Consider the following 23,633-nt stretch of genomic DNA (forward strand, 5'->3'; position numbering starts at 1 on the left):
GTCGCCGCCCTTCGCCGGGGCAGGCGTGACGCCACCGCCGAGGTGACCGTCCTGGCCGACCGGCCCGACGCCACCGTCGTGCGGTGCGGCCAGGTCGTCGCCAAGGCGCACCCGCCCGGCACGGATCCGGCCGAGCTGGCCGTCCGGCTCGGGATCGCGGCCCACCCCCGGTGCGCGGGGATACTCCTGCCGCCGGTCGACGACGGCATGACCGCGCTGCCCGACGGCCGGCGGGTCACCCTCTGGCCGTACGGCGAACCCGTGGCGCCCGACGCGCCGGACGCCGCCCCGTGGGTCGAGGCGGGGAAGCTGCTGGCCCGGCTGCACGCCGTGCCGGTCGCCGAACTGCCCGGCCCCCTCCCGGCGATGCGCGGCCCGGTCAAGGCGGCCCGCGCCATCGCCCGGCTGCGCGCGGCGGCACTCCCCGACAGCGTGGCCATCCGGGCCGTGTCGCACGCCTGGGCCGGTCTGCCGGACTGGGCGCGGGGCGTGGACCGTACGGACCGTGTGGACCTGGACCGAACAGACCGCCGGGACCGCGCGGACCGCCGGGACCGCACGGACCGCCGGGACCACAGGGGCCGCACCGATCACCGGGATCGCGCGGACCGGCAAGAGGCCGACAGGCTCTGCCACGGCGATCTCCACCTCGGTCAGCTCATCCGCCGCCGTGCCACCGACTGGCGGCTCATCGACATCGACGACCTCGGCCTCGGCGACCCGGCCTGGGACCTCGCGCGTCCCGCCGCCTGGTACGCGGCCGGGCTGCTCGCCCCCGAGGACTGGGACCGGTTTCTGGGGGCGTACCGGGCGGCGGGCGGTCCCGCCGCGGGGCAGGGCGACCCCTGGCCGCGGCTGGACGTGCCCGCCCGCGCACTCACCGTGCAGACCGCCGCGCTCGCGCTGGCCAAAGCGGCGGCCGCCGGAAGGGCGTTGGACGAGGCCGAGGAGGCGATGGTGGAGGCGGCTGTCCGCATCGCCCGGTACATGGAGGCCGTAGGGTGAAGTCCACGCGGTCGGAGGCATGTTCCGGCGCGTTGTTGTCCGAAGCATGAGGAGTTGAGCGGACCATGCAGTGTCCCAAGTGCCATGCGCCGATGCACACGTATAACCGCAATGGCGTGCAGATAGAGCAGTGCAGCGGCTGCCGGGGGATCTTCCTGGACTACGGGGAGCTGGAGGCGCTGACCCGCCTTGAGACGCAGTGGACCCAGCAGGTGCCGCCCGCCGCGCCCGGCCCGCAGGGATACCCGGCCGCGCCCGCGCCCGCGTGGGGCGCGCCGCAGCACGGGCACCACGGTGGTCACCACGGCCACCACAAGCGGGGCTTCGGGCACATGCTCTTCTCGTCCTGAGAACTGAGGATTGAGAGCCGAGAAACGTCAGAGGGCCGGAGCTCTTCGCTCCGGCCCTCCGCCGATCAGTGTGGACGATACTGGGATTGAACCAGTGACCTCTTCCGTGTCAGGGAAGCGCTCTCCCGCTGAGCTAATCGTCCGCGGGACTGCGTGCGCGATACTGGGATTGAACCAGTGACCTCTTCCGTGTCAGGGAAGCGCTCTCCCGCTGAGCTAATCGCGCAGGTGGATCCGCGAGGATCCGAGTGGACGATACTGGGATTGAACCAGTGACCTCTTCCGTGTCAGGGAAGCGCTCTCCCGCTGAGCTAATCGTCCGAGGTGGAGACGGGATTTGAACCCGTGTAGACGGCTTTGCAGGCCGTTGCCTCGCCTCTCGGCCACTCCACCAACCGTGGAGGTCGAAACCCCCACTCCGAGCGGACGACGAGATTCGAACTCGCGACCCTCACCTTGGCAAGGTGATGCTCTACCAACTGAGCCACGTCCGCAGGTGTCGTATGTCCGGGGCGCTTCCGCGTCCCGGCGACGTGTTGAACTCTAGCGGATTCCCCGGCCAGCTCAAATTCCGTTTCCGCAGCGTGCTGCCCTGCTCGGGTGCCACACGCCCTCCCGAGGCCGCCCTGACCTGGGCACCATAGACTCGCGACCGTGCACGATCTGCCCCCGCTCGCCCGCTTCGGCGGCCTGCTCGCCACCGAGCTACGCGATGTGACCAGCGACCCGTCGGCCCTGGACACCCAGGGTTTCTGGGCCGTTGTCGCGGACTTCGAGGGCCGTCTGGTCTGCGCACGCTTCGGGGACGTACGGACCGAGCCCGTGCCGCCCCCCGCGCCCGGTGGCTGGTACGGCCCCGCGGCCGGGGACTGGACCTCGTCCCTGGACCGGGCCGCCTACACCGCCGGGGTGCGCGGCATCCGGCGGCGCATCGCGGCCGGCGAGGTCTACCAGGCCAATCTCTGCCGGGTGCTGACCGCGCCGCTGCCCGATCCGGCCGCGGCCGATGTGGACGCGCTGACCGCGCTGCTGGCCCTGGGCAACCCCGCCCCGTACGCGGGCACCGTAAGGCTGCCCGCCCATGGGGTGGAGGTCGCCACGGCCTCGCCCGAACTGTTCCTGCGACGCACCGGACACATCGTGGAGTCCGGCCCCATCAAGGGCACCGGCCGCGGCCCCGAAGACCTGCTGGAGAAGGACCACGCCGAGAACGTGATGATCGTGGACCTGGTCCGCAACGACCTGGGCCGGGTCTGCGCCACCGGCTCGGTGACCGTCCCGGCCCTCTGCGCGGTCGAACCGCATCCGGGACTGGTCCACCTCGTCTCCACGGTGCGGGGCGAACTCGCCCCCGGCACCGGCTGGCCGGAACTGCTCGCGGCCACCTTCCCGCCCGGATCGGTCACCGGCGCGCCCAAGTCCAGCGCGCTGCGCGTCATCGAGGCGCTGGAGACCGCGCCCCGCGGCCCGTACTGCGGCGGCATCGGCTGGGTCGACGCCGACCGCGGCACCGGTGAGCTGGCGGTCGGGATACGCACCTTCTGGATCGACCGCGGCCCGGCCGGGGCCGTGCTGCGGTTCGGCACCGGGGCGGGCATCACCTGGGGCTCCGATCCGGAGCGCGAATGGGACGAAACGGAACTCAAGGCCGCCCGGCTGCTCGCGGTAGCGTCGGGCGTACAGCAGCCGACGGGAAGGGCGACACGATGAAACCGGCCATCTGGCTCGATGGATCCCTCCGCGACGCGGACAGCGCCAGGGTGTCCGTCTTCGACCATGGGCTCACGGTCGGCGACGGTGTCTTCGAGACCGTCAAGGCCACCGATGGACGGCCCTTCGCCCTCACCCGCCATCTGCGGCGGCTGGCCCGCTCCGCCGAGGGCCTGGGGCTTCCCGAGCCGGACCTGGACGAGGTGCGGCGGGGCTGCGAGGAGGTGCTCAAGGCCCACCCCGTGCCGTTCGGGCGGCTCAGGATCACCTACACCGGCGGGCTCTCGCCGCTCGGCTCCGACCGGGGCACGGCCGGGCCCACCCTGGTGGTCGCGCTGGCCGAGGCGTCCCGCCGACCCGACGCCACCGCCGTGATCACCGTCCCGTGGGCGCGCAACGAGCGCGGGGCGCTCACCGGCCTGAAGACCACCTCGTACGGCGAGAACGTGGTCGCGCTGGCCCGCGCCCGTGAGCACGACGCCTCCGAGGCCCTCTTCGGCAATACGGTCGGGGCGCTCTGCGAGGGCACCGGCACCAACGTCTTCGTGGTCCTCGACGGCGAGCTGCACACCCCGCCGCTCTCCTCCGGCTGCCTCGCCGGGATCACCCGCGCCCTGGTGCTGGAGTGGGTGGGCGCCAAGGAGACCGAACTGCCGCTGGGGGCGCTGAGCCGGGCCGAGGAGGTCTTCCTGACCTCCACGACCCGCGACGTACAGGGCGTGCACCGGGTGGACACCCGCACCCTGCGCGGCGCCCCCGGGCCGGTCACCGCCGAGGCCCTGCGGATCTTCACCGAGCGGGCCGCCGCGGACATCGACCCCTGACCGGCTCGTCGCGGCGGATCCGCGCCGAAAACGGGTGACGTCGGCCCGGCGGACCGGTAGAACACCCTCGTGACCACCACTCTGCGGCCCATCGCGCCCGAACAGCCCACCGAAGGCGGCGGGCGTGCCCGCTCGTACGAGGTGTGCGTCAACAGCCGCCCCGTCGGCTCCGTCCAGCTCACCACCGACGCCCGCCTGGGCCCGGCGGCCGGGCGCATCGAGCGGCTCCACATCGACGAGGGCGAGCGGCACCGGGGCCGCGGCACGGTCGCCGCGCTCGCCGCCGAGGAGGTGCTGCGCGGCTGGGGCTGCACCCAGCTGGTGGTGAGGGTCCCCGCACCGGCCACGACCGCCCTCGCGCTCGCGGCCGCGCTCGGCTACCGCGAGCGCGGCCGCAATATGCTCAAGCGGCTCACGGAGCCGCCCGCACTGCCCGGGGACAGCGCGATACGCCCCATGACGGAGGCCGAATACCCGGCGTGGCGCGCCCGCGAGCGGGCCGGATACATCGCCGACCTGCTGGAGCGCGGAGTCACCCGGCAGCAGGCCGAGACCAAGGCGGACACCGACTACGCCACGCTGCTGCCGCAGGGCCCGGACACCCCCGGGGCCCTGTTGCGGGTCCTCGCCCACGGCGGTACGGACGTGGGCACCCTCTGGGTCACGCTGCGCGAGGGGGAGCCCGATACGGCCGAGAGCGGGGAGGCGTACGTCTTCGCCGTCGAGGTCGCCGAGGAGCACCGTGGCCGCGGACACGGCCGCACCCTGATGCTGGCCGCCGAGCGCGCGAGCCTGGAGCACGGGGCGCGCAGCCTGGGCCTGCATGTCTTCGGCGGCAACACCCCGGCGCTGCGGCTGTACGAGTCGCTGGGCTACGAGCCGACCGAGTACCAGCTCTACAAGCCGCTGCTCTGAGGGCCGGTTCCGAGGGCCTGCTCCAAGGGCCTGCCGGGGCCCTGCCAGGGGCCTTACGGCCGCTCGGAGATGAGGCGGGCGGCGATCTCCTCGACGCGCTCCCGCAGCCCTTCCTGGCTCTTGCCGCCGTCGAGCCGCTCGCCGCCGATCACATACGTGGGGGTGCCGGTGACCCCGATCGCCTTGCCCTCGGCCTGGTCCGCGTCCACGATCAGGATGTGCCGGCCGTCGACCAGCGCGGTGTCCATCTCCTCGGCGTCCAGCCCCAGTTCCCGGGCCACCTCCACCAGCAGCGGCTCACCGCGGGTGCCGAGCTCCTCGGTGCGCTCCAGGACGGCTTCGACATATGGCCAGCCGCGCCCCTGCGCGATGGCCTCCTCGGCCGCCTGGGCCGCCGCGTGGGCGTGCCGGTGGCGCTCCAGCGGGAAGTGGCGCAGCCGGATGTCCAGGGCGTCCTGGAAGCGGTCGCGCAGCGCGCGCAGATCGCCCAGGGCGGTACGGCAGTCGGGGCACTGCAGCTCGCACCAGACGTCGAGCACGGGGCGAGGGGAGGGGTCGGTGTGGCTCATGGGGCCAGTCTTCCAGCCCCTGGTCCGCGCTCCGTACCCGGAGATGTCCCTGATCCCGGGCCGGGGCCATGGCCCCGGCAGCCTTACGGGGTGCACGATGGACATACCGGAACGCCAGTCGCGGGAGGAACGATGCTGACCGACACCATCTGTGCCGCGCTGTCCGCGGCCGGTCTGGGCATCGCCGGGGTGACCGCCTACCGCAAGCGGTTCCTGGCCGCGACCCGGATCGCCGCCTACGCCCTGGTCCCGCTGGGCCTGGCGATGACCGGCATCCTCGACTGGGTGGCCGACCTGGTCTTCAAGCCGACCGTCTGGCTGGGCTTCGGGGTGCTCGGCCTCTCCTGGGTGCTGTTCATGATCAGCCGGGCGGTCGAGCGCCGCTCCGGCGGCACCCGTAAGGAGCGCAAGGCGGCGGCCGCGGCCGAACGGGCCGGGGTGTCCGCGGGCGCCTCGGAGCCCGCGCTGGGGCCCGGCCGAGCAGCCGCAGGAGCGAAGGCGGCGGGGAGGCCGAAGGCCAAGGGCGGAACGAGCTCTGGCACAGATGACTTCTCCGACATCGAGGCCATACTCAAAAAGCACGGGATCTGACAACCGACCGGTCAAAAAACGATCACCGGTCGCAGGCGGGGTGAGGGCTGGGTCATGATCTTCGCGAGATGTTGCAATCACCGCCCGGGGAGCAATCCCCCATCGAAGGACCCCCTGTTCCGCCGAGCGACGAGACCCGTGGCTGTCTCTTCGCCCTCTCGCAGCCGCCGCTGATGCTATTCCTGGCGTTCATCGGCACCCTGCTCTTCGTGACCGCCGTTCACGACCTCCACCGGTGGTGAGGCGGCGCCCCGCTCGTTCCCCCTCCGCCCGGCCGCCGACCGCCGGGCGCGGGCGGTCAGCTCGCGGCCTCGCGGCGCCGGGCGCGGTACGCGGCGACATGCAGCCGGTTGCCGCAGGTGCGGCTGTCGCAGTAGCGCCGGGAGCGGTTGCGGGACAGGTCCACGAAGGCGTGGCGGCAGTCCGGGGCCTCACAGCGGCGCAGCCGCTCCCGCTCGCCCGCCACCACGAGGAACGCCAGCGCCATGCCGCAGTCGGCGGCGAGGTGGTCGGCCAGCGACGCCCCGGGCGCGAAGTAGTGCACATGCCAGTCGAAGCCGTCGTGGTCGGTGAGCCGGGGCGTGGTGCCGGCCGCGGCGATCATCGCGTTGAGCAGCTCGGCGGAGCGGCGGGTGGCGGCCTCGTTCCCGGCCGCCGAGAAGACCTCGGCGAACCGGTCCCGTACGGCCCGGACGGCGGTGAGGTCGCGCTCCCCGAGCGTGCCGATGTCGCTGATGTCATTGCGCTCGACGAACCGGCGCAGGGCGGCGACATCGGCGAGGTCATCCTGGTCCGCACCCTCGGGCGCGGTGTTCACCAGATCGACGACCGCGTCGAGCGCGCACCGGGTGTCGTGGTTGATCAGCACGATTGGCTCCCTGGCCGGCTGGGTCGGCGGCTGCCCCTGGGCTGCCCTCGATCTGCCCGACTCTAGCCCTGCCGGGCGCCGGGCGGTCACCGGACGGTCCCGGGCGGGCACGCGACGGGGCCGCGCCGACACGCGGCGGTGCCGTCGCCGCGGGGGGTGCCGCGGCGACGGCACCGTCGCCTGCCTCTGCCGTTGTCGGGTTGCCGTGGTCGGGATGGTCGGTACTGAAAGGTTGCGCATGTCGCGTAGATCGCGCCCAGGCTTGCGCCGTCTCCCCGAGTCGGACGGCCGAGCGCTCAGCTCTCGCCGGGTCTCAGCTCTCCGCCAGGATGTGGGAGAGCTCTGTGTCGAGGTCGAAATGGCGGTGTTCGGTACCGGGTGGCACCGCCGCGTCGGTTCGCTTCAGGAACGACTCCAGGGCCCGCGCCGGGGCTTCGAGCAGTGCCTCCCCCTCCGGGGAGCTCAGGGCGATGCAGACGACTCCCTGGCCGTGGCTGCGGGACGGCCACACACGGACGTCGCCGGTGCCGGTGGGCCGGTGCAGGCCCTCGGCGAGAAGATCGCGGGCAAACACCCATTCGACCGTCTCTTCGGCTCCGGTGTGGAAGGTGGCGTGCACGGCGTAAGGGTCGGCCGTGTCATACCGCAGGCCCGCGGGTACAGGCAGTGAGGATTCGCTCGACACAACGAGGCGCAGGTGCAGCTCGCAGCTGACCGTGGTGTTCATAAGCGCCAGGGCCTTTCGCTCAGTGTGCGCTCGGGGATTCGCACGTCGGCGAAATCGACATGCCACCTACGGTGCCGTTGTAAACCCCTCTGACCGTTTTGCGGCGCTTCCGGTAGCTCTTGCGGCCCAGCTCCGACATGAGTACTACCGCCGTTCCGGTGACTTCAAATGATCAGGTAGGTTGGGTCACATGAATGCGGAGAGTGACGGGCGGCGGGGGGCTGCCGAAACGGCGCCCCAGGCCGCGACGGGGGGCGATGCGCCGAAGCGGGAGCCGGTATGGGGTTCCCGGGCGCCGCAGTTCATCAAGCGGTCGCGCCCGCTCCACCTGAGCTGGCAGGTCGGCGTCTTCATCGTCGGCCTCGGGGTCGTGGGTCTGGGCGTTGTCCTGCTGCCCCTGCCCGGTCCGGGATGGCTGGTGATCTTCGCCGGAATGGCGATCTGGGCGACCGAGTTCGTCTGGGCCCAGCTGGTGCTGGCGTGGACCAAGCGCAAGGTCACCGAGGCGGCGCACCGCGCCCTGGATCCGAGGGTGCGCCGGCGCAATCTCATACTGACCACGATCGCGGTGGTGATCTGCGCCGCGGCGGTGACGGTCTACGTGTGGAAGTTCGGCATCGTGATGCCGTGGAAGATCGAGCAGTGACCGGTCCGGGGTCGTAGGACTGGTCATGAGCACGGTCCGGCATGCGCTAATGTTGGCCGTGCGCCAGGGCGATTAGCTCAGTGGGAGAGCGCTTCGTTCACACCGAAGAGGTCACTGGTTCGAACCCAGTATCGCCCACCCCGGACCGAGGGCCCGGAAGGCATCTGCCTTCCGGGCCCTCGGCGTTCTCGCATGTCCGAAGCCGTCCGGCGGCTGTCCGAAGGTGTCCGGCGACGGGGGGCGTCGGTGCCGTCCCCGGCGGGCTTGTCGAAGCGCTTCGCCTCAATCCTGATCGATCCCTGTCCGAACCGTTGACGTACGCGTCGCTGGTCCTTGACTTGTCCCGGCAAGCGCTTGCCTAAAACGTTTCAACCAACGAGGGCAGTCGGACGGCCTGCCCGGGGAGGGGCGTGTCATGGGTGCTCGGCGATGGGCGGCAGGGGCGAGCCGCGGGCGGAAACGCCCCGGACGTCTTCCAGAACTCCTACGCCTTCCTGCGCAAATACGGCGACAAGAACCTGCTGCTGGATCTGAATGGTCAGGCCAAGGCCGGAAATCTCAGCCTGAAGGGTTTTCGTAACGGGCTGGAGAAGGCCGGGGATATCGACGGCAAGCTCCTGGGAGTGCCGGTCGGCGCCAATACCTTCGCCCTCTTCTACAACCCGGACGTGTTCAAGAAAGCCGGGGTGACCGTCGAGGACGGATGGACCTGGAACGACTTCTTCGCGGCCGCCAAGAAGGTGCGCAAGAGCGACGGCACGCTCTGCGGCGCCAGCGACAACGCCATTGTGATGTATCTCTACGACCTGTATCTGCGGCAGAACGGCAAGGCGTTCTTCACCAAGGACAGCAAGCTCGGCTTCACCGAGGACGACCTCACCGAGTGGTGGGGCCGGTGGCAGCGGCACGCCAAGACCGACGAGCTGGTGCCGGGCAAGAAGTCCGAGCAGGCCAAGCCCAAGGCGTCGATCAGCGCCGATCTGTCGGCCTCCGAGTTCACCTGGGACAACTTCCTGGTCCGCTTCGCCGCCGAGACCAAGACCACCCTCGACCTGGGGCCGATCCCGACCACGGACGGCAAGCGGACCGGTCAGTACCTCTCCTCGCTGATGCTCAGCGGCTCCGCCCGCGCCCAGCACCCCAAGGAAGTCGCCCAGTTCATCGACTTCATGACCCATGACCCCGAGGTGGGCGAGGTCATGGGCTACAACCGCGGCATCCCGGCCACCAACTCCCAGTACGACGCCTACAGGCCGCAGGGCGTCGACGCCAAGATCGCCGCGTATGAGAAGAGCGTGAGCGCCGAGCTGGAGCCGATCACCCCGCATCCGGCCGGTGCCGACAACACCGGCGGACCGGGCGACTCCCTGCTGGCAGATGCTGCCGCTGATCGCCCCGGCGGCGGGCGCCCTCGCGGGCTGTGCGGTCGCGGTGGAGCGCCGGGCCCACGTCTGACCCGGGTGCCGCCCGCTCCCGGCGCCATGGGCGACGGCTGCCCCGACGCCACCACCAGCTGGAAGAGGTCGAGCTCGAAGGTCCGCAGGTGTTGGGGCCCGGCGTCGAGGCGGCCTGGGTGAGCACCAACACCACCGCCCAGTACGGCCTCGCCGCGATCCAGAACCTCGCGCTCGTCGGCGACAAGCTGCCGGGCTGGCCACGCGGTCACGGTTCCGACGACACTTGAGGGCATGGACTGGTGCCGTTACCGCTTCCGCAGCCGATGGGACCTCGACGCCGCCCCCGCCGCCGTCTTCGCGGCGCTGGCGAACGGCGATGACTATCCGCGGTGGTGGCCCCAGGTCCGTGAGGTCCGGCGGATCGACGAGCGCAGCGGCGCCGCCCGCTTCCGCTCCCTGGTCCCGTACGACCTGCGGGTGATCGTCAGTGAGGCACGCCAGGACCCGGCGGACGGCGTGCTGGAGATCGGCTTCTCGGGCGATCTGGAGGGATGGGCGCGCTGGACGGTGTCGCCCCACGGGACCGGCACCCGCGCCCTCTTCGAACAGGAGGTGGTGGCCCGCAAGCCGCTGCTGCGCCGCCTCGCGCTCCCCGGCCGTCCCGTCTTCCGGGCCAACCACGCCCTGATGATGCGCTCCGGACGGCGGGGGCTGCGGGCGCATCTGGCCGCGCGGGCCGCCGGTCCGGCCTCCCCGCCCTCCGGCGGACATACGGTTTGAACCAGACCCGCCGCGACCTGTATTGTTCAGGTCGTTCCGCCGGGGGAGACCCCGATGAGGACAACCCGGGCGATTAGCTCAGTGGGAGAGCGCTTCGTTCACACCGAAGAGGTCACTGGTTCGAACCCAGTATCGCCCACCACTCCATGAGGCCGGGCCGCCAGCAGGCGGCCCGGCCTCAGGTCTGTCCGCCGGTAGGCCGGTCCGTGTGCTTGTCCGGCCAAGAGCTGGGTATCCGGATAAAACTTCCGTGGGTGACGATATGGAGGGGAACTCATGGCCGTAGCCAGCGCAGCCGTCCTGACCCTGGACTGTGCCGAACCCGAAGAACTCGCCGACTTCTACGCCCGGGTGCTCGGCGCCGAGATCCAGCCGATGACCGCCCCCGACCGGATCGAGATCGTCGCACCCGGCGGGTCGCGGATGGCGTTCCTGCGGGACCACGGCTTCGCCCCGCCGAGCTGGCCGCGGCCGGACGACTCCCAGCAGGCCCATCTGGACCTGCTGGTGGAGGACATCGACGCCGCGGAGCGCCAGGTCATCGACCTGGGCGCCCGCCCGCTGGACACCAAGAACAACGGCGGCCTGCGCGACACCCGGATCTACTCCGACCCGGCGGGTCATCCCTTCTCGCTCCGCCGCACCTGAGCCTCCTCGCGCCGCCGCCCCCGAGTGTCAGGCCGCGGCCGCGAGGTCGGGACGCAGCGGCCAGGCCGGATCGCAGACCTCGTCCGAGCCGTTGAGCGCGAACCACGCCTGCAGCCCCCGGGCCTGCGCCGCGTACCAGATCGTCTGGCGGGCGTGCAGCTCGGCGGGTGTGAGCGTCTCCAGACGCGAGGCGAACCGGCGGCCCACCGCCCGCACCACATGCAGGGAGGCCGCCGCGTCCGCCGCCGCGTCATGCGCGCCGGTCAGCTCCACTCCGTAGTGCGCACACAGATCGAGCAGGGTGCGGCGGCCCTTGCGATAGCGGTCCAGATGCTTGTCCAGCACCCGCGGATCCAGCACGCTCATCGAGCGCAGCGAAAGATAGCCCGCCAGGCTGGAGTTGCGATGCCGCTTCAACTCCCGGTCCAGCAGGGTCAGATCGAACGGCGCGTTCATCACCACCAGCGGGGTGCCCCGCGCGGTCTGCTCGGCTATCGCCCGCGCCATCTCGTCCATCACCGGCGCCGGCCATCTGCCGTGACGCTGCAGATGGGCATCGGTCAGACCGTGTATCTCGGTGGCGGCCGGCGGCACCGGCACCCCCGGACTCACCAGCCAGCGCCGGATCTCCGGCAGACTTCCGGTCCCGCGCTGTACCACCAGCGCCGCCGACACGATCCGGTCATGCTCGACATCGACACCCGTGGTCTCCGTGTCAAAGGCGGCAAGCGGCCCCTCGAACCAGGACGGCATGGCCCCAACTCCTCGTGCTTTTCCCGTCGATGACTCCTGCATCCCGCCCCGACCAGGTGATACCCGGAGCGGGCACCTCGAACCGCCGCTGTTTGCCGAGGTCCTGACGCGGAGACAACACAGATGTACGTATGCCGGCGACGACCGGGAGGCGTCACGGACATGACGCTCGCGAAACCCGACCCGGCCCCGACGGTGAGCGGCCTTGCCCTGAGCGGAACAGCCCCCGTGCGTGGCCAGATCGCCACCACCGCCTGCATGGAGACCCTTCAAGTGGGGTATCTGCACGCGGTCGCCGCCGCCGCGGGCTGCTCACTGGCCCAGCCCTTTCCCGACCACGGCATCGACTGGCATGTCAGCCACAGCGCCCCCGGCCACGCCGTGGACGACGAGGTCACCATCAAGGTGCAGCTCAAGGCCACGTACCAGATCGCACCGGACCCCCCGGCCCCGACCTTCGCCTTCACCCTCGACAACGACCACCTGATCAAGCTGGCCCGCAGCCCGGTCTCCGTGCACAAGATCCTCGTGGTGATGATCGTGCCGCGCAGCCAGGAGGACTGGCTGCGCGCCGGGCATGACCGACTGTCCCTGCGCCACTGCTGCTACTGGATCAATCTGGCCGGCCACCCGATCACGGGCCGCCGCCGGACCACCGTGCGGATCCCGACCTCGCGGGTCTTCGACGACCGCGCGCTCTGCGAGATCATGACCCGGGTCGGGGCGGGAGGGAGACCGTGATGGACCGACCGTGGCCCCAGGACGACCCGGCACCCCCGGCGGTCCCGCACCCCGACGAGACCGATCCGGCCGTCCTCGGCGCCCTGCTCGCCCGGCACGGCTGGCGCCGCCGCGGCGGCACCCCGGGGCGCTACGCCCGCTGGACGCCGCCGGGCCGGGCCGCGGGCGCCACCAGCCTGCTGGTGCCCGAGAGCCGGGACTTCCCCGACAGCGGCGATCTGCTCGGCGAGGCGCTGATGGCGCTCAGCCGCAGCGCCGCCCCCTCCGCCCGCGAGGTGCTCACCGGCCTCGCCGTGCCCAGCGATGAGATCCGCTGGCGGCGCGAGGTGCCCGAATCCCCCGGCGGCACCTCCGCCTGGACCGCGCAGGAGCGGCTGCGCGCCGCCGCCCGCGACACCCTGCTGGCCGCGGCGCTCGCCGCCCGCGGCCGGGCGGGCTACTACGGCGCCCGGCACCGCCGCGCCGCCGAGGCGTCCCTGGAGCGGGTGCTGACCGGGCCCCCGGGCGCGGAGTCCGGCGGCCGTGAGCTGACCGTCTTCGTGCCCGTCGAGGAGGACGGCCGCGCCACCGCGGTCACCCTGCTGCGCGCGCTGTACGCCCTCCGTGACGCCGCCGACTACCACCGGACGACCGGCGGCATGGAGGTGTACGACGCGGCGGTCGCGGCGGGGGCCTGCCGGGAGCTGACCGAGGCGGTGGTCGCGCTGGTCCAGGGCACGGAGGGGGCGCGGGTGGCGCTGGAGTGGTCACCAGCCGCCGGTCCGCCGCCGGGGTTCGCGGCCCGGCCCGATCCGGTGGACTTCTCGCCCGGCGATCTGCCGGGACTGCGGGAGGCGGGCGCCCGCTATGTCCGGGACGAGCCGTCCGTGCCCGTATGCCTCACCGGTGCGGTGGTGCGGCTGCGCCGTACCGGCCCCGGCGGTCCGGGGACGGTGCGGCTGCGGGTGCTCTCCGGGGCGGATGTCCCACAGGTGCGGATCACCCTGGAGGAGGAGGACTACCGGATCGCCGGCCACGCCCATCTGGTGGGGCTGCCGATCCGGGTGCGGGGGCGGCTGGAGAGCCGCGGCGGCTTCCGGCGGCTCAGCGGGGCCACCGGCGTCACCCCGGTCCAGGTGGACGAGGCCGAGCGGGACCGGCTGGTCAAATCGCTCCAGGAGAACCTGGACTTCTTCGAGGAGGCATGCGGCGGCGGCCCCTGACCGCCGCCCCGGCGCGTGACGGCGCCCGGCGGCGGCGTGCCCAACCGTTTCGCGGTCCCACCCGTGGGCTCGGTACGATTCACGCTGCGCCGCATTCGCCGCGGTGAGCCATCCATCAGTCAGGAGAGACCGGTGTCAGACGTCCGTGTGATCATCCAACGCGATTCCGAGCGGGAAGAACGCGTGGTGGCCACGGGCACTACGACGGCGGACCTCTTCTCCGGCGACCGCTCGGTCGTCGCCGTGCGCGTGGGCGGACAGCTCAAGGACTTGGCGTACCGGCCGGCCGAGGGCGACGAGATCGAGCCCGTGGAGATCACCAGCAAGGACGGCCTGGACATCCTGCGCCACTCCACCGCGCATGTCATGGCCCAGGCGGTGCAGGAGCTGTTCCCCGAGGCGAAGCTGGGCATCGGCCCGCCGATCAAGGACGGCTTCTACTACGACTTCGACGTCGAGACCCCGTTCCACCCGGACGATCTCAAGCGCATCGAGAAGAAGATGCAGGAGATCCAGAAGAGGGGGCAGCGGTTCTCCCGCCGCGTGGTCACCGACGACGAGGCGCGCGAGGAGCTGTCCGCCGAGCCGTACAAGCTGGAGCTGATCGGGCTCAAGGGATCGGCCGCGGACGCCGCCGAGGGCGCGTCGGCCGAAGTGGGCGCGGGCGAGCTGACCATCTACGACAACCTCGACGCCAAGTCCGGCGAGCTGTGCTGGAAGGACCTGTGCCGCGGTCCGCACCTGCCGACCACACGGAACATCCCGGCCTTCAAGCTGATGCGCAGCGCCGCCGCGTACTGGCGGGGCAGTGAGAAGAATCCCCAGCTCCAGCGGATCTACGGCACCGCCTGGCCGACCAAGGACGAGCTGAAGGCGTACCTGGACTTCCTCGCCGAGGCCGAGAAGCGCGACCACCGCAAGCTGGGCGCCGAGCTGGACCTGTTCTCCTTCCCCGACGAGCTGGGCTCGGGCCTCGCGGTGTTCCACCCCAAGGGCGGGGTGATCCGCAAGGAGATGGAGGAGTACTCGCGGAAGCGGCACGAGGAGTCGGGGTACGAGTTCGTCAACACCCCGCACATCACCAAGGCCAAGCTCTTCGAGACCTCCGGCCATCTGCCGCACTACATGGACGGCATGTTCCCGCCCATGGAGTTCGAGGGCCAGGACTACTACCTCAAGGCCATGAACTGCCCGATGCACAACCTGATCTTCAGGGCGCGCGGGCGGTCGTATCGCGAGTTGCCGCTGCGGCTGTTCGAGTTCGGCACGGTCTACCGGTACGAGAAGTCCGGCGTCGTCCACGGCCTGACCCGGGCCCGGGGCTTCACCCAGGACGACTCGCACATCTACTGCACCAAGGAGCAGATGGCCGATGAGCTGGACAATCTGCTCACCTTCGTGCTGAACCTGCTGCGCGACTACGGTCTGAGCGACTTCTACCTGGAGCTGTCCACCCGGGACGACTCCGACAAGTTCATCGGTGGGCCGGAGCAGTGGGAAGAGGCCACCGAGGAGCTGCGCAAGGCGGCCGAGAAGCAGGGCCTGGAGCTGGTCATGGACCCGGGCGGCGCCGCCTTCTACGGCCCCAAGATCTCGGTCCAGGCCCGGGACGCGATCGGCCGTACCTGGCAGATGTCGACCATCCAGGTCGACTTCAACCAGCCGGAGCGGTTCGAGCTGGAGTACACCGCGGCCGACGGCTCGCGTCAGCAGCCCGTCATGATCCACCGGGCGCTCTTCGGCTCGATCGAGCGCTTCTTCGCGGTCCTGCTGGAGCACTACGCGGGCGCCTTCCCGGTGTGGCTCGCCCCGGTCCAGGCGGTCGGCATCCCGATCGGCGACACCCATGTCCCGTACCTGGAGGAGTTCGCCGCGCAGGCCAAGGCGAAGGGCCTGCGGATGGAGGTCGACTCGTCCTCGGACCGGATGCAGAAGAAGATCCGCAACGCCCAGAAGTCCAAGATCCCGTTCATGGTGATCGTCGGTGACGAGGACGTGGCCGGCAACGCCGTGAGCTTCCGCTACCGCGACGGTTCGCAGAAGAACGGCATCCCGATCGACGAGGCGCTGGCCGAGATCGCCGACGCCGTGGAGCGCCGGATCCAGGTCTGATCCACCACGGTCTCCCACGGAGGCCGGGATTCCGAGGGGCGGCCCTGACCAGGGCCGCCCCTCGGCTCTTCCTCCCCGCGGCCGGGCGAATATGCTGGCCCGCATGACGAGTGAGCCGGAACAGCAGATCGGAGTGGGGACGCCTGACGCGTTCCAGCGCCTGTGGACGCCCCATCGGATGGCCTACATCCAGGGGGAGAACAAGCCGACCGGCCCGGGCGCGGGCGATGGCTGTCCGTTCTGCTCCATTCCGGAGAAGTCGGACGAGGATGGCTTGATCATCGCTCGAGGCGCCTCCGTGTACGCGGTGCTCAATTTGTACCCGTACACCGGCGGCCATCTCATGGTCGTCCCGTTCCGGCATATCGCCGACTACACCGAGCTCACCGCCGAGGAGACGATCGAGCTGGCGGAATACACCAAGGCCGCCATGACCGCGCTCCGTACCGCCTCGGGTGCGCACGGTTTCAACATCGGCATGAACCAGGGCACCGTCGCCGGAGCCGGGATCGCGGCGCATCTGCATCAGCATGTGGTGCCGCGCTGGGGCGGGGACACCAACTTCATGCCCGTCATCGGCCGGACCAAGGTGCTGCCGCAACTCCTCGCCGACACCCGCCAGTTGCTGGCCGACGCCTGGCCGAAGGCCCAGGCATAGCCAAGCCGCATGCCGCATGAGGAAGGCCCCGGCCATGCGGCCGGGGCCTTCCTCATGCGGTGCGTACGGCGGCTTACGCGTCGTACAGGTCGGCCTTCTTCGGGGCCGCCTCCTGGATCTGGCCGCTGAGCGCCAGCGAGCGGTTGCCGAAGCGCTCGGTGTCCACGCCGTGGTGCTTGAGCACCCCGAGGGCCGCCTCATGGACCACCCGCAGCACCGGTGTGGCGGTGCGCAGCGCGTCGTCCGCCATGAAGCGGTGCCGCCAGGGCTTGTCCGCCCAGGCGTGCCGCAGACCGAACGGCTCGGGCAGGACCAGCTTGCCCCCGAGGTGGTCCAGTATCGGCGGATACCAGGTGAAGGGGGCGCGCGCGGTCAGCCGCACGACCTCCTTCGCGTTCACCAGCGGCAGCGGGATGGACTTGGTCTCCCAGAAGCGGAAGGTCTTGGCGACCGTCTTGCTGGGGGCCGACGGCTTGTTGTGGAACAGCGGATGGATCGGGCCCAGCGCATGCCCGGTGACCTCGATCCGCAGCGTCTTGTGCAGCAGGGTCACCGTGATCATCAGGGTGATCACCAACTGGCCGTCCCAGAGCACGAACTGCACACCCAGATAGTGCCGGTCTCCGGAGCCGAACTGCTGCTTGTCGCAGATCCGCTGCAGCTCGACGCCCTTTATCTGGAAGCCCTCCTCCTCGGAGGTGCCGCCGCGCTCGATCGACTTGGCTCCCTCGCCGATCGGTGAGACCACCCAGTGGCGCACGGAGGGCGTGGGGAAGCCGCCGGTGTGCAGCGGGGTGCGCTCCAGCATGCGGAGCTGGTCATGGATCGCGCGTATGACGTCCCAGCTGCGGAAGGGGTCGATCTCCTTGTCGGGGTCGGCCGAGACCAGGTCCTCGGCCAGCTGCCAGCTGCCCCAGCGGGTGCCCATGCCCAATATGCCCTTGGGGCCGGCGTAGAAGACCACATTGCTGTGCTGCTCGGCGGTGAGCTTGTGGAGTGCCTTGCGCAACTCCTCGGCGGCGGTCTGGCCCGGGTGGTTGGGCACCGTCTCGGGCACCTTGGCGCCGACGCCGACGCCGCCGCCCGAGACCAGCCCGCCCCAGGAGTCCCGGAGCTCCTTGGCGGTGCGCTCGCAGATCTGCTTGGCGATGTACCAGCCGATCACGGGGGCGACCACGACGCCGCGCAGATATATCCCCCAGAAGCCGCCGAAGGGCAGCTTGATCAGGAAGATGACGACCATCACGCCGAGCGCCAGCAGCAGCGCCGTGCCGAGTGCCCCCATCCGCTTGTCCTGCGCTCCGGCGACCGAGCGGCGCAGCTGGAAGACGCCGAGCCAGAGCAGCGTCCCGGGCAGGAACAGCAGCCCGAAGATCACCATGACGGCGGTGAGCCGGGCGTCGCGGTTCTTGCGGATGCGGTTGGCGGCCAGACAGTGCTCGACGACCGTCTGCGGCTCTATGCCGAAGGACTGCACCACCTGGCCCCGGCCGCCGCCGAGCATTCTCGTCTGGACGGCGCGCGCGAACGCCTCGCCCAGATTCGGCTCGAAGAGCGACATTCTCGGCGCCTTGACCTCGGAGACCGTCCACTCCGAGTTGGCGTCGAGCAACTTTGCCACGGGGTCGTCGCGGTAGGCGGCCGAGGCGAGTGCCTGGGTCGCTGCCGTCTGTCCCGCCGCTCCCGAGAGGGGAACCTGCGCCCCGGGACTGAAGTCGAATCCGTCCGTCACCAACGCCCCCAATACGGCACGCTCTTGCGCTGCGACCTCAGCGTATCCGGGGTGTGCGCCGCCTGTCGCCAGTGCGTGTGCGGCCTGTGGAAAACCCTGGTGTCGCGGGCCCCCCGCGGACCCGCCGCTGGACGGCGGATGGCGAAGGCCCGCCGCCCTGGTGCGGTGGGGGCGGGCGGGCCGTGAAATACGCCCTGGACCGAGCGTGGGATACGCCACGGGCGGGCCGCGAACTACGCCTCGGCGGCGACCTGTTCGCGCATCCGCTCGGCCAGCTGATGGGGCATCGCCTCATGCCGGGCGTAGCAGCGGTTGAACCGTCCCGTGCCGTGCGACAGCGAGCGCAGATCGACCGCGTACCGGCCAATCTCGATCTCCGGCACATCCGCCTTGATCAGAGTCTGTCCGCCGCCCGACTGTTCGGTGCCGACGACCCGGCCGCGCCGGCCGGACAGATCGCTCATGACGGCGCCGACATAGTCGTCCGAGACCAGTACGCCCAGCTCCACCACCGGTTCCAGCAGGTCGATCCGGGCGTCGGCGGCCGCCTCGCGCAGCGCGAGCGCTCCCGCCGTCTGGAAGGCGGCGTCGGAGGAGTCCACCGAATGCGCCTTGCCGTCGAGCAGCGTGACGCGCACGTCGACCAGGGGGTAGCCGGCCGCGACGCCGCGCGCCGCCTGGCCGCGCACGCCCTTCTCGACGGACGGGATGAACTGCCGGGGCACCGCGCCGCCGACGACCTTGTCCACGAATTCGATGCCCGAGCCCTCCGGCAGCGGCTCCACCTCGATCTCGCAGATCGCGTACTGCCCATGGCCTCCGGACTGTTTGACATGGCGGCCGCGCCCGGCCGACTTCCCCGCGAAGGTCTCGCGCAGCGAGACCTTGTACGGCACCGCGTCCACCTGGACTCCGTACCGGCTGCGCAGCCGTTCCAGCGCGACGTCCATATGCGCCTCGCCCAGGCACCACAGCACCACCTGGTGGGTGTCCGGGTTCTGCTCCAGGCGCATCGTCGGGTCCTCGGCGACCAGCCGCGACAGACCCAGCGACAGCTTGTCCTCGTCCGGTTTGCTGTGCGCCCGGATGGCCACGGGCAGCAGCGGATCGGGCATCTGCCAGGGCTCCATGAGGAGCGGCTCGTCCTTGGCCGAGAGCGTGTCCCCGGTCTCGGCGCGGGTCAGCTTGGCCACGCACGCCAGATCGCCCGCGATGGCCTGGGCGAGGGTGCGCTGCTGCTTGCCGAAGGGCGCGGACAGGGCGCCCACCCGCTCGTCCACGTCGTGGTCCTCATGGCCGCGGTCCTCCATACCGTGGCCGGAGACATGGACGGTCTCGTCGGGGCGGAGCGTGCCGGAGAAGACCCGCACCAGGGAGATCCGGCCGACATACGGATCGGAGGAGGTCTTGACCACCTCGGCGGCCAGCGGCCCTTCCGGATCGCAGCTCAGCGGCGGGCGTGCGGCGCCCTGCGGGGTGGTGACGGCGGGCGTCTCGCGCTCCAGTGGGCAGGGGAAGCCGCCGGTCACCAGGTCCAGCAGTTCGACGGTGCCCAGGCCCTGCTTGGACCCCTCCGCGGCGGGCGCCGCCGCCAGTACGGGGTGGAAGCTGCCGCGTGCGACGGCCTTCTCCAAGTCCTCGATCAGCGTCTTGACGTCGATCTCCGCACCGCCGAGATAGCGGTCCATGAGGGTCTCGTCCTCGCTCTCGGCGATGATCCCCTCGATGAGCCGGCCGCGGGCCTCCTCGACCAGCGGCAGCTGGTCCTCCCGGGGCGGCGATTCGGTGCGCACCCCCGAGGAGTAGTCGAAGACCCGCTGGGTGAGCAGACCGATGAGCCCGGTCACCGGGGCGTGCCCGTCGGGCCCCGGTACGCCCCGCAGCGGCAGGTAGAGCGGCAGGACGGCGTCGGGGTCGTCGCCGCCGAAGCTCTCCCGGCACAGCTCGGTCATCTCCTCGAAGCTGGCGCGCGCCGCTTCCAGGTGGGTGATCACGATGGCGCGCGGCATTCCGACCGCGGCGCACTCGTCCCAGATCATGCGGGTGGCCCCGGTGATGCCCAGGGCGTCCTGCGCGGCCGAGACAACGAAAAGGGCCGCGTCCGCCGCTCGCAGACCGGCCCTGAGTTCCCCGACGAAATCGGCGTAGCCCGGGGTGTCCAGGAGATTGATCTTCATCCCGCCCCATTCGACGGGGACCAGGGACAGCTGAATCGAACGTTGCTGCCGGTGCTCGATTTCGTCGTAGTCGGAGAGGCAGCCGCCGTTCTCGACTCTGCCCGCCCGGTTGACCGCGCCCGTCGCCAGTGCGAGAGCCTCCACCAGCGTCGTCTTTCCCGTCCCACTGTGGCCGACCAGAACCACATTCCGCAGGGAGCTGGGCCGGTCGGCCGCCGCTGCCCTTCCGGCGGCCCCTGGGTGTGTACTCGTCTTGTCGCCCATGTGTCTCGCCTCCCGGTCGACACCTTGCGATACTTCGAGCTTTCCACCGCTGTAACGGTGCGTCCATACGTCACACACGCGGCCGTGGCGCGCGTGGGGCCATGGAGCTGTCCGACAGGTGCACGGCGCCCCTCCGGGGCGTGGCTACGATGGGCGCGCCGGTGGCCTCTTGACCACCCGGCCCGTATCGACCCCCCGGGAAGGCCATGCTGAACAAGTACGCGCGTGCATTCTTCACGCGTGTTCTCACACCGTTCGCCGCCCTGCTCATCCGTCTCGGGATCAGCCCCGACGCGGTGACCCTTACCGGCACCGCCGGCGTGTGCGCGGGCGCACTGGTCTTCTACCCCCAGGGGGAGTTCTTCTGGGGAACGGTCGTCATCACGCTGTTCGTCTTCTCCGACCTGGTCGACGGCAATATGGCGCGGCAGCTGGGGCGCTCCAGCCGCTGGGGCGTGTTCCTCGACTCCACGCTGGACCGGGTGGCCGACGGCGCGATCTTCGGCGGTCTGGCGTTGTGGTACGCGGGCAGCGGGAACGACAATGTGCTGTGTGCGGTGACGATCTTCTGCCTCGCCAGCGGCCAGGTGGTCTCGTACACCAAGGCGCGCGGTGAGAGCATCGGGCTGCCGGTGAACGTCAACGGGCTGGTGGAGCGCGCCGAGCGGCTGGTGATCTCCCTGGTGGCCTGCGGCTTCTCGGGTCTGCACAAGTTCGGCGTGCCGCATATCGACATCCTGCTCCCGATCGCGCTGTGGATCGTGGCCGTCGGCAGCGCGGTGACCCTCGTCCAGCGGGTGGTGACCGTGCGCCGGGAGGCCGCCGAGGCGGACGCCGAGGAGCAGGCGGTGCCCCAGGGGGGCGAGACGCGGTGAAGGACAGGCTGACCGACGCGCTGTACGGGCTCGGCTGGAGCGCGGTCAAGAAGCTCCCGGAGCCGGTCGCCGTGCGCCTCGGGCAGCGCATCGCCGACGAGACGTGGAAGCGGCGCGGTAAGGGCGTGCTGCGGCTGGAGGCCAATCTGGCGCGGGTGGTCCCGGACGCCCCGCCGCGGCGGCTGGCCGAGCTGTCGCGGACGGGCATGCGCTCGTATCTGCGCTACTGGATGGAGTCCTTCCGGCTTCCGGCCTGGAGCCCCGAGCGCATACAGGGCGGCTTCGACGTCAAGGACCTGCACTATCTGGTGGACGGTCTCGCCGAGGGCCGGGGCGTGGTCCTGGCGCTGCCCCATATGGGCAACTACGACCTCGCCGGGGCCTGGGTGACGACACATCTGGGGGTGCCCTTCACCACGGTCGCGGAGCGGCTGAAGCCGGAGTCGCTGTACGACCGGTTCGTGGCCTACCGCGAGGGGCTGGGCATGGAGGTGCTGCCGCACCAGGGCGGGAGCGCCTTCGGGACGCTGTCGCGGCGGCTGCGCTCGGGCGGTCTGGTGTGCCTGGTCGCCGATCGCGATCTGTCGGCCTCGGGCGTGGAGGTGTCGTTCTTCGGCGAGCGGGCGAAGATGCCGGCCGGGCCCGCCGCGCTCGCCCTGCAGACCGGTGCCCTGCTGCTGCCGGTGACCCTCTGGTACGACGAGTCGCCGGTGATGCGCGGGCGGGTGCATCCGCCGGTCGAGGTGCCCGGGGACGGGAACCGCGCGGAGCGGACCGCCGTCATGACCCAGGAGATGGCCGACGCCTTCGCCTCGGGGATCGCCGAGCACCCGGAGGACTGGCACATGCTGCAGCGCTTGTGGCTCGCGGATCTGGATCACGGTCCCGGAAGTCCTGGAAGTCCCGGAAGTTCCGGAATGGAGAAGCCTTGAGGATCGGGATCGTCTGCCCGTACTCCTGGGATGTCCCAGGCGGCGTCCAGTTCCACATCCGCGATCTGGCCGACCATCTGATCCGGCGCGGCCACCAGGTCTCCGTGCTGGCCCCGGCGGACGACGAGACGCCGCTGCCGCCGTACGTGGTCTCGGCCGGGCGCGCCGTGCCGGTGCCGTACAACGGCTCGGTGGCCCGGCTGAACTTCGGCTTCCTGTCGGCCGCGCGGGTGCGCCGCTGGCTGCACGACGGCGGCTTCGACGTCATCCACATCCACGAGCCGACCTCGCCCTCGCTGGGGTTGCTGGCCTGCTGGGCGGCCCAGGGGCCGATCGTCGCGACGTTCCACACCTCCAATCCGCGCTCCCGGGCCATGATCGCGGCGTATCCGATCCTGCAGCCGGCGCTGGAGAAGATCAGCGCGCGCATCGCGGTGAGCGAGTACGCGCGCCGGACGCTGGTGGAGCACCTCGGCGGTGACGCGGTCGTCATCCCCAACGGTGTCGACGTGGACTTCTTCGCCGATGCCGAGCCGAAGGAGGAGTGGCGGGGGGAGACGATCGGCTTCATCGGCCGGATCGATGAGCCCCGTAAGGGGCTGCCGGTGCTGATGCGCGCCCTGCCGAAGATCTTCGAGGCCCGGCCGGGGGCGCGGCTGCTGATCGCCGGGCGCGGCGACGAGAAGGAGGCCGTGGCCGCTCTGCCGGCGCCGCTGCGGGAGCGCGTCGAGTTCCTGGGGATGGTCAGCGACGAGGACAAGGCGCGGCTGCTGCGCAGCGTCGATGTCTATGTCGCGCCCAATACGGGCGGCGAGAGCTTCGGCATCATCCTCGTCGAGGCCATGTCGGCGGGCGCCGCGGTCCTCGCCAGCGATCTGGACGCGTTCGCCCAGGTGCTGGACGGGGGAGCGGCGGGTGAGCTGTTCGCCAACGAGGACGCCGACGCCCTGGCGGCGGCCGCGGTGCGGCTGCTGGGCGACGACAAGCGGCTGACCGAGCTGCGGGAGCGGGGCAGCCGGCACGTACGGCGCTTCGACTGGTCGACGGTGGGCGCGGACATCCTCGCGGTCTACGAGACGGTGACGGACGGGGCGGCGTCCGTGGCCGCGGACGACCGTACGCGGCTGTGGGCGCGTCTGGGGCTCGCCAGGCCCTAG

Annotated in this window: 25 protein-coding genes and 7 tRNA genes; 21 read left to right on the forward strand and 11 right to left on the reverse strand. The window is 71.1% G+C overall.

Features of this window, described 5'->3' with window-relative positions; all coding sequences use genetic code 11:
- Positions 1–42: 42 nt before the first annotated feature.
- Both AS97_RS36805 and AS97_RS36810 read left to right on the forward strand, forming a co-directional pair.
- Positions 43–1,005: a phosphotransferase gene (locus AS97_RS36805; RefSeq protein WP_349017644.1), complete on the forward strand. Its 963-nt coding sequence runs from the start codon at positions 43–45 to the stop codon at positions 1,003–1,005.
- A 65-nt stretch (positions 1,006–1,070) separates the two neighbouring features.
- The gene (locus AS97_RS36810) at positions 1,071–1,355 is read left to right on the forward strand and encodes a zf-TFIIB domain-containing protein (protein WP_059147959.1); all 285 of its coding nucleotides are present in this window, start codon (positions 1,071–1,073) and stop codon (positions 1,353–1,355) included.
- A gap of 71 nt (positions 1,356–1,426) precedes the next feature.
- Here the strand turns inward: AS97_RS36810 and AS97_RS36815 are convergent.
- The 5 genes from AS97_RS36815 to AS97_RS36835 form a co-directional block, all read right to left on the reverse strand.
- Positions 1,427–1,498: transfer RNA gene (locus AS97_RS36815), tRNA-Val, on the reverse strand.
- 11 nt (positions 1,499–1,509) lie between these two features.
- Positions 1,510–1,581: transfer RNA gene (locus tag AS97_RS36820), tRNA-Val, on the reverse strand.
- Positions 1,582–1,604: 23 nt separating this feature from the next.
- Positions 1,605–1,676: transfer RNA gene (locus AS97_RS36825), tRNA-Val, on the reverse strand.
- Between the two features lies 1 nt (position 1,677).
- A tRNA-Cys gene (locus AS97_RS36830) sits at positions 1,678–1,748 on the reverse strand.
- A gap of 28 nt (positions 1,749–1,776) precedes the next feature.
- Positions 1,777–1,849: transfer RNA gene (locus AS97_RS36835), tRNA-Gly, on the reverse strand.
- Between the two features lie 160 nt (positions 1,850–2,009).
- Between AS97_RS36835 and AS97_RS36840 the strand changes: the two genes are divergently transcribed.
- The 3 genes from AS97_RS36840 to AS97_RS36850 all read left to right on the forward strand — a co-directional run bounded on the left by AS97_RS36840 (position 2,010) and on the right by AS97_RS36850 (position 4,804).
- A complete protein-coding gene (locus tag AS97_RS36840; protein ID WP_059147958.1) occupies positions 2,010–3,065 on the forward strand; it encodes a chorismate-binding protein in 1,056 nt (351 codons plus the stop codon).
- A complete protein-coding gene (locus tag AS97_RS36845) occupies positions 3,062–3,889 on the forward strand; it encodes an aminodeoxychorismate lyase (protein WP_210566415.1) in 828 nt (275 codons plus the stop codon). Before AS97_RS36840 ends, AS97_RS36845 begins: the two co-directional genes overlap by 4 nt.
- Positions 3,890–3,958: 69 nt before the next feature.
- Complete coding sequence (locus AS97_RS36850) at positions 3,959–4,804, forward strand: GNAT family N-acetyltransferase (RefSeq protein ID WP_210566416.1); 846 nt, start codon at positions 3,959–3,961, stop codon at positions 4,802–4,804.
- A 53-nt stretch (positions 4,805–4,857) separates the two neighbouring features.
- Here the strand turns inward: AS97_RS36850 and AS97_RS36855 are convergent, their stop codons facing one another.
- Positions 4,858–5,373, reverse strand: a complete 516-nt coding sequence (locus AS97_RS36855) for a DsbA family protein (RefSeq protein WP_059147955.1) — start codon at positions 5,371–5,373, stop codon at positions 4,858–4,860.
- 132 nt (positions 5,374–5,505) lie between these two features.
- Here AS97_RS36855 and AS97_RS36860 point away from each other — a divergent pair, with 132 nt between their 5' ends.
- Positions 5,506–5,964, forward strand: coding sequence for a hypothetical protein (locus AS97_RS36860; RefSeq protein WP_059147954.1), 459 nt, complete (start codon positions 5,506–5,508; stop codon positions 5,962–5,964).
- A 68-nt stretch (positions 5,965–6,032) separates the two neighbouring features.
- Positions 6,033–6,206 (forward strand): hypothetical protein, encoded by a 174-nt coding sequence (locus tag AS97_RS36865; protein ID WP_165455915.1) that lies wholly within the window; start codon positions 6,033–6,035, stop codon positions 6,204–6,206.
- A gap of 56 nt (positions 6,207–6,262) precedes the next feature.
- Here AS97_RS36865 and AS97_RS36870 read toward each other — a convergent pair whose 3' ends face one another.
- Both AS97_RS36870 and AS97_RS36875 read right to left on the reverse strand, forming a co-directional pair.
- Positions 6,263–6,832, reverse strand: a complete 570-nt coding sequence (locus AS97_RS36870) for a CGNR zinc finger domain-containing protein (protein WP_059147953.1) — start codon at positions 6,830–6,832, stop codon at positions 6,263–6,265.
- A gap of 313 nt (positions 6,833–7,145) precedes the next feature.
- On the reverse strand, positions 7,146–7,559 hold the full coding sequence (locus tag AS97_RS36875; RefSeq protein ID WP_003959770.1) for an SsgA family sporulation/cell division regulator: 414 nt from the start codon (positions 7,557–7,559) through the stop codon (positions 7,146–7,148).
- A gap of 190 nt (positions 7,560–7,749) precedes the next feature.
- Here AS97_RS36875 and AS97_RS36880 point away from each other — a divergent pair, with 190 nt between their 5' ends.
- The 7 genes from AS97_RS36880 (at position 7,750) to AS97_RS36910 (ending at position 11,030) form a co-directional block, all read left to right on the forward strand.
- A complete protein-coding gene (locus AS97_RS36880) occupies positions 7,750–8,205 on the forward strand; it encodes a TIGR02611 family protein (protein WP_059147952.1) in 456 nt (151 codons plus the stop codon).
- 66 nt (positions 8,206–8,271) lie between these two features.
- Positions 8,272–8,343, forward strand: a tRNA-Val gene (locus AS97_RS36885).
- A gap of 272 nt (positions 8,344–8,615) precedes the next feature.
- Positions 8,616–9,782: an extracellular solute-binding protein gene (locus AS97_RS36890; RefSeq protein ID WP_247204610.1), complete on the forward strand. Its 1,167-nt coding sequence runs from the start codon at positions 8,616–8,618 to the stop codon at positions 9,780–9,782.
- Entirely contained in the window at positions 9,749–9,889 is a 141-nt protein-coding gene (locus AS97_RS36895) for a hypothetical protein (RefSeq protein WP_247204611.1), read from the forward strand. The genes AS97_RS36890 and AS97_RS36895 overlap by 34 nt, the downstream gene beginning before the upstream one ends.
- 4 nt (positions 9,890–9,893) lie before the next feature.
- On the forward strand, positions 9,894–10,382 hold the full coding sequence (locus AS97_RS36900) for an SRPBCC family protein (protein WP_086706629.1): 489 nt from the start codon (positions 9,894–9,896) through the stop codon (positions 10,380–10,382).
- A gap of 67 nt (positions 10,383–10,449) precedes the next feature.
- Positions 10,450–10,524, forward strand: a tRNA-Val gene (locus AS97_RS36905).
- Positions 10,525–10,658: 134 nt separating this feature from the next.
- Positions 10,659–11,030 (forward strand): VOC family protein, encoded by a 372-nt coding sequence (locus AS97_RS36910; RefSeq protein ID WP_059147950.1) that lies wholly within the window; start codon positions 10,659–10,661, stop codon positions 11,028–11,030.
- 27 nt (positions 11,031–11,057) lie between these two features.
- Here AS97_RS36910 and AS97_RS36915 read toward each other — a convergent pair whose 3' ends face one another.
- Positions 11,058–11,783, reverse strand: a complete 726-nt coding sequence (locus tag AS97_RS36915; protein WP_059147949.1) for a 3'-5' exonuclease — start codon at positions 11,781–11,783, stop codon at positions 11,058–11,060.
- Between the two features lie 162 nt (positions 11,784–11,945).
- On the opposite strand from AS97_RS36915, the gene AS97_RS36920 reads away from it, so the two are divergent.
- The 4 genes from AS97_RS36920 (at position 11,946) to AS97_RS36935 (ending at position 16,496) form a co-directional block, all read left to right on the forward strand.
- Positions 11,946–12,524: a DUF4365 domain-containing protein gene (locus AS97_RS36920; RefSeq protein ID WP_059147948.1), complete on the forward strand. Its 579-nt coding sequence runs from the start codon at positions 11,946–11,948 to the stop codon at positions 12,522–12,524.
- On the forward strand, positions 12,524–13,726 hold the full coding sequence (locus AS97_RS36925; protein WP_086706632.1) for a hypothetical protein: 1,203 nt from the start codon (positions 12,524–12,526) through the stop codon (positions 13,724–13,726). The genes AS97_RS36920 and AS97_RS36925 overlap by 1 nt, the downstream gene beginning before the upstream one ends.
- Before the next feature lie 132 nt (positions 13,727–13,858).
- The gene (gene thrS, locus AS97_RS36930) at positions 13,859–15,838 is read left to right on the forward strand and encodes a threonine--tRNA ligase (RefSeq protein ID WP_059147946.1); all 1,980 of its coding nucleotides are present in this window, start codon (positions 13,859–13,861) and stop codon (positions 15,836–15,838) included.
- A 91-nt stretch (positions 15,839–15,929) separates the two neighbouring features.
- Positions 15,930–16,496 carry an HIT domain-containing protein gene (locus tag AS97_RS36935; protein ID WP_059147945.1) on the forward strand — a complete coding sequence of 189 codons (567 nt, stop codon included), beginning with the start codon at positions 15,930–15,932 and terminating at the stop codon, positions 16,494–16,496.
- Positions 16,497–16,569: 73 nt separating this feature from the next.
- Here the strand turns inward: AS97_RS36935 and AS97_RS36940 are convergent, their stop codons facing one another.
- Positions 16,570–18,228, reverse strand: a complete 1,659-nt coding sequence (locus AS97_RS36940) for a hypothetical protein (RefSeq protein WP_210566417.1) — start codon at positions 18,226–18,228, stop codon at positions 16,570–16,572.
- 233 nt (positions 18,229–18,461) lie between these two features.
- Positions 18,462–20,669, reverse strand: a complete 2,208-nt coding sequence (locus tag AS97_RS36945) for an elongation factor G-like protein EF-G2 (protein WP_210566418.1) — start codon at positions 20,667–20,669, stop codon at positions 18,462–18,464.
- 206 nt (positions 20,670–20,875) lie between these two features.
- Here AS97_RS36945 and pgsA point away from each other — a divergent pair, with 206 nt between their 5' ends.
- From pgsA to AS97_RS36960, 3 genes are read left to right on the forward strand one after another with little or no spacing between them, the layout of a single operon-like run.
- Positions 20,876–21,544, forward strand: a complete 669-nt coding sequence (gene pgsA / locus AS97_RS36950) for a phosphatidylinositol phosphate synthase (protein ID WP_210566419.1) — start codon at positions 20,876–20,878, stop codon at positions 21,542–21,544.
- Positions 21,541–22,476 (forward strand): phosphatidylinositol mannoside acyltransferase, encoded by a 936-nt coding sequence (locus AS97_RS36955; protein WP_059146811.1) that lies wholly within the window; start codon positions 21,541–21,543, stop codon positions 22,474–22,476. The genes pgsA and AS97_RS36955 overlap by 4 nt, the downstream gene beginning before the upstream one ends.
- Entirely contained in the window at positions 22,473–23,633 is a 1,161-nt protein-coding gene (locus AS97_RS36960; RefSeq protein WP_059146810.1) for a glycosyltransferase family 4 protein, read from the forward strand. Before AS97_RS36955 ends, AS97_RS36960 begins: the two co-directional genes overlap by 4 nt.

This window comes from Streptomyces sp. AgN23 (assembly GCF_001598115.1).
In the GTDB taxonomy this organism is placed as follows: domain Bacteria; phylum Actinomycetota; class Actinomycetes; order Streptomycetales; family Streptomycetaceae; genus Streptomyces; species Streptomyces antimycoticus.

What these genes read in the sequence shown, in the direction of transcription:
- AS97_RS36810 (WP_059147959.1), top strand. Translation starts at nt 1,071, where the DNA reads ATGCAGTGTCCCAAGTGCCATGCGCCGATGCACACGTATAACCGCAAT.
- AS97_RS36845 (WP_210566415.1), top strand. Translation starts at nt 3,062, where the DNA reads ATGAAACCGGCCATCTGGCTCGATGGATCCCTCCGCGACGCGGACAGC.
- AS97_RS36855 (WP_059147955.1), bottom strand. Translation starts at nt 5,373, where the DNA reads ATGAGCCACACCGACCCCTCCCCTCGCCCCGTGCTCGACGTCTGGTGC.
- AS97_RS36860 (WP_059147954.1), top strand. Translation starts at nt 5,506, where the DNA reads ATGCTGACCGACACCATCTGTGCCGCGCTGTCCGCGGCCGGTCTGGGC.
- AS97_RS36865 (WP_165455915.1), top strand. Translation starts at nt 6,033, where the DNA reads ATGTTGCAATCACCGCCCGGGGAGCAATCCCCCATCGAAGGACCCCCT.
- AS97_RS36875 (WP_003959770.1), bottom strand. Translation starts at nt 7,559, where the DNA reads ATGAACACCACGGTCAGCTGCGAGCTGCACCTGCGCCTCGTTGTGTCG.
- AS97_RS36880 (WP_059147952.1), top strand. Translation starts at nt 7,750, where the DNA reads ATGAATGCGGAGAGTGACGGGCGGCGGGGGGCTGCCGAAACGGCGCCC.
- AS97_RS36900 (WP_086706629.1), top strand. Translation starts at nt 9,894, where the DNA reads ATGGACTGGTGCCGTTACCGCTTCCGCAGCCGATGGGACCTCGACGCC.
- AS97_RS36910 (WP_059147950.1), top strand. Translation starts at nt 10,659, where the DNA reads ATGGCCGTAGCCAGCGCAGCCGTCCTGACCCTGGACTGTGCCGAACCC.
- AS97_RS36915 (WP_059147949.1), bottom strand. Translation starts at nt 11,783, where the DNA reads ATGCCGTCCTGGTTCGAGGGGCCGCTTGCCGCCTTTGACACGGAGACC.
- AS97_RS36920 (WP_059147948.1), top strand. Translation starts at nt 11,946, where the DNA reads ATGACGCTCGCGAAACCCGACCCGGCCCCGACGGTGAGCGGCCTTGCC.
- AS97_RS36925 (WP_086706632.1), top strand. Translation starts at nt 12,524, where the DNA reads ATGGACCGACCGTGGCCCCAGGACGACCCGGCACCCCCGGCGGTCCCG.
- AS97_RS36935 (WP_059147945.1), top strand. Translation starts at nt 15,930, where the DNA reads ATGCTGGCCCGCATGACGAGTGAGCCGGAACAGCAGATCGGAGTGGGG.
- AS97_RS36945 (WP_210566418.1), bottom strand. Translation starts at nt 20,669, where the DNA reads ATGGGCGACAAGACGAGTACACACCCAGGGGCCGCCGGAAGGGCAGCG.
- pgsA (WP_210566419.1), top strand. Translation starts at nt 20,876, where the DNA reads ATGCTGAACAAGTACGCGCGTGCATTCTTCACGCGTGTTCTCACACCG.